Here is a 1,879-nt window from a genome sequence, read left to right as displayed (position 1 = left end):
ATAATGGAAAAAACGACACCGAGATTGCACGGAGCCTTGGCGATGAGAAACTCTCAAAGACGGTTGCCAGGGCCCGGGTACGGTTGAAGCTCTTCCGCGATCTCGACTTTAAGATGCCGTTTGATCCGGCAATTCTTGATGATCTGCTTGCACAGGATCTCACGATGAAGGAGATCTCAGAGCATCTTGGGATCAGCCCATCCACCCTCAGGGAGTACCGCCATGTGCTGGATGAGCAGAAGGATACCACCCTTGATCCCTATCTTGAACGCATCCGCGATGTGATGGAGGATCGTGATCTCACCGAACAGATGACCCTTGCCGTTACCCGGGACAGCCTTGGTGACGCAATCGATATTACCGAAGCTGAGATGATTGATCTCAGCTAACCTTTTTTACTCTCTCACCCGATCTTCTTCCCATGTATCTGTCATATTACGGACATTCCTGTATCCTTATCGAGGGATCAAAGCGTGTCTTAATTGATCCCTTCATCCCGTCCGGCGATACTCCCCCTGATTGTGATATCGTCTGTGTAACGCATGGCCATGCCGATCACCTGGGAGAGACGGTTTCATTGAAACGGAAGACGGTTGCTCCGAATGAACTGGCGAAATACCTTGCCGCCCAGGGCGTATCCGCGGAAGCACTGAATATCGGAGGCGGGATTGATATTGGCGGTGTCCATATCACCATGACGCAGGCTATTCATTCCTCCTGGATTGAGGATGCCGGTGGCGGTTATTATGGCGGACCGGCTGCGGGATATATCATTAAAATGGATGGGGTGACGATTTACCATGCCGGGGATACCGCACTATTTTCGGATATGAAGCTGATCCGTGATCTCTACCATCCCGATGTAGCACTGCTCCCGATCGGGGATCGGTTCACAATGGGGCCGGATGAGGCGATGATCGCAGCCTCCTATATCGGGGCACCTCTCGTCATCCCGATCCACTATAATACCTGGGAGAAGATCGCCCAGGACCCAGAGTCATTCAGGCATGCAATCGAGAAGACGACCGATATGCAGGTTTCAATCCTTGCTCCAGGAGAGAGGATGGAGATTCCGGATGCAAACGCCCATAAGCAATTGTGAGAAAGGATATCTTGATGAAATGGTATCTGATCTGTATATTGCTCCTCCTTCTCCTGACGGCAGGCTGTGTCAGTGAGGCGGAACCGGCAGCACCCGCTGCCTCCCTTGCAGGGGTCTGGGTGCATGATTCCGGCAACCCGGTATTTCTCTTCCAGTTCGATTCGAACGGAGATGCAAATATCGTCTTTCTGTCAATAGAAGATCCAAACCGGTCCGGCTATGCGGATGTTGTCACCGGAAGATGGGAAGAGTCTCCCGATTCCCTTGCGATCACCTATACAGCTCCGCTCTCCGGAAACGTGGTGACCCTCCACCTGGAGAAGTCCGGGACATTCCTGGTACTGACCGGTGCAACGACTGCGGATGGTTCGGTTCTGGATATACAGGAACTCGAAGGAATCAGGTTCATCAGGGGTGAGTCGTATTCAGCCGGCCTGATGAGCGATTATCGGGTTGATATTCTTTAGGCTGACCGGTGGTACTCTGCAAGGAGTGCCTCCTGGTATGCCTCTCTCTTTTTTGTCGGGATGTAATTGAACTGGGCAACCCTGAGCATGATCTCATCAGCAATCGCCTGCTTACTGGTGAGTTTTAGTTTCTTCACCTCTTCGATTATCCAGTCAAGCTTGTCGATGCCTGTTTCTTTTCCATCGACCATGATCTGCTTGATCAAAATCTTGTCAGGGGGGGTTCCCCCGCAGACTGTGCAGTAATCGCCTTCATCTGCCATTGTTTTACTCCTTGATCATGGTGAGCGACATCTTGAACTTCGTGATC

General features: G+C 51.6%; 3 protein-coding genes and 1 pseudogene. 3 read left to right on the top strand and 1 reads right to left on the bottom strand.

The genetic code is table 11. The features are described from left to right. The 3 genes and pseudogenes from QCH34_RS11765 to QCH34_RS11755 form a co-directional block, all read left to right on the top strand. A pseudogene (locus QCH34_RS11765) lies at positions 1 to 389 on the top strand (response regulator receiver protein); the annotation flags it as partial. Between the two features lie 32 nt (positions 390 to 421). After that, the gene (locus QCH34_RS11760; RefSeq protein WP_300334422.1) at positions 422 to 1,102 is read left to right on the top strand and encodes a metal-dependent hydrolase; all 681 of its coding nucleotides are present in this window, start codon (positions 422 to 424) and stop codon (positions 1,100 to 1,102) included. Positions 1,103 to 1,116: 14 nt separating this feature from the next. Further along, positions 1,117 to 1,569, top strand: coding sequence for a hypothetical protein (locus tag QCH34_RS11755; RefSeq protein ID WP_300334421.1), 453 nt, complete (start codon positions 1,117 to 1,119; stop codon positions 1,567 to 1,569). Here the strand turns inward: QCH34_RS11755 and QCH34_RS11750 are convergent. Next, entirely contained in the window at positions 1,566 to 1,832 is a 267-nt protein-coding gene (locus QCH34_RS11750) for an NAC family transcription factor (RefSeq protein WP_300334419.1), read from the bottom strand. The genes QCH34_RS11755 and QCH34_RS11750 overlap by 4 nt on opposite strands. Positions 1,833 to 1,879: the final 47 nt, after the last annotated feature.

Source organism: Methanocalculus sp. (assembly GCF_029762515.1).
Classification (GTDB): domain Archaea; phylum Halobacteriota; class Methanomicrobia; order Methanomicrobiales; family Methanocorpusculaceae; genus Methanocalculus.
This window is presented reverse-complemented; position numbering and strand designations above follow the sequence as displayed.

What these genes read in the sequence shown, in the direction of transcription:
- QCH34_RS11750 (WP_300334419.1), bottom strand. Translation starts at nt 1,832, where the DNA reads ATGGCAGATGAAGGCGATTACTGCACAGTCTGCGGGGGAACCCCCCCT.
- QCH34_RS11760 (WP_300334422.1), top strand. Translation starts at nt 422, where the DNA reads ATGTATCTGTCATATTACGGACATTCCTGTATCCTTATCGAGGGATCA.
- QCH34_RS11755 (WP_300334421.1), top strand. Translation starts at nt 1,117, where the DNA reads ATGAAATGGTATCTGATCTGTATATTGCTCCTCCTTCTCCTGACGGCA.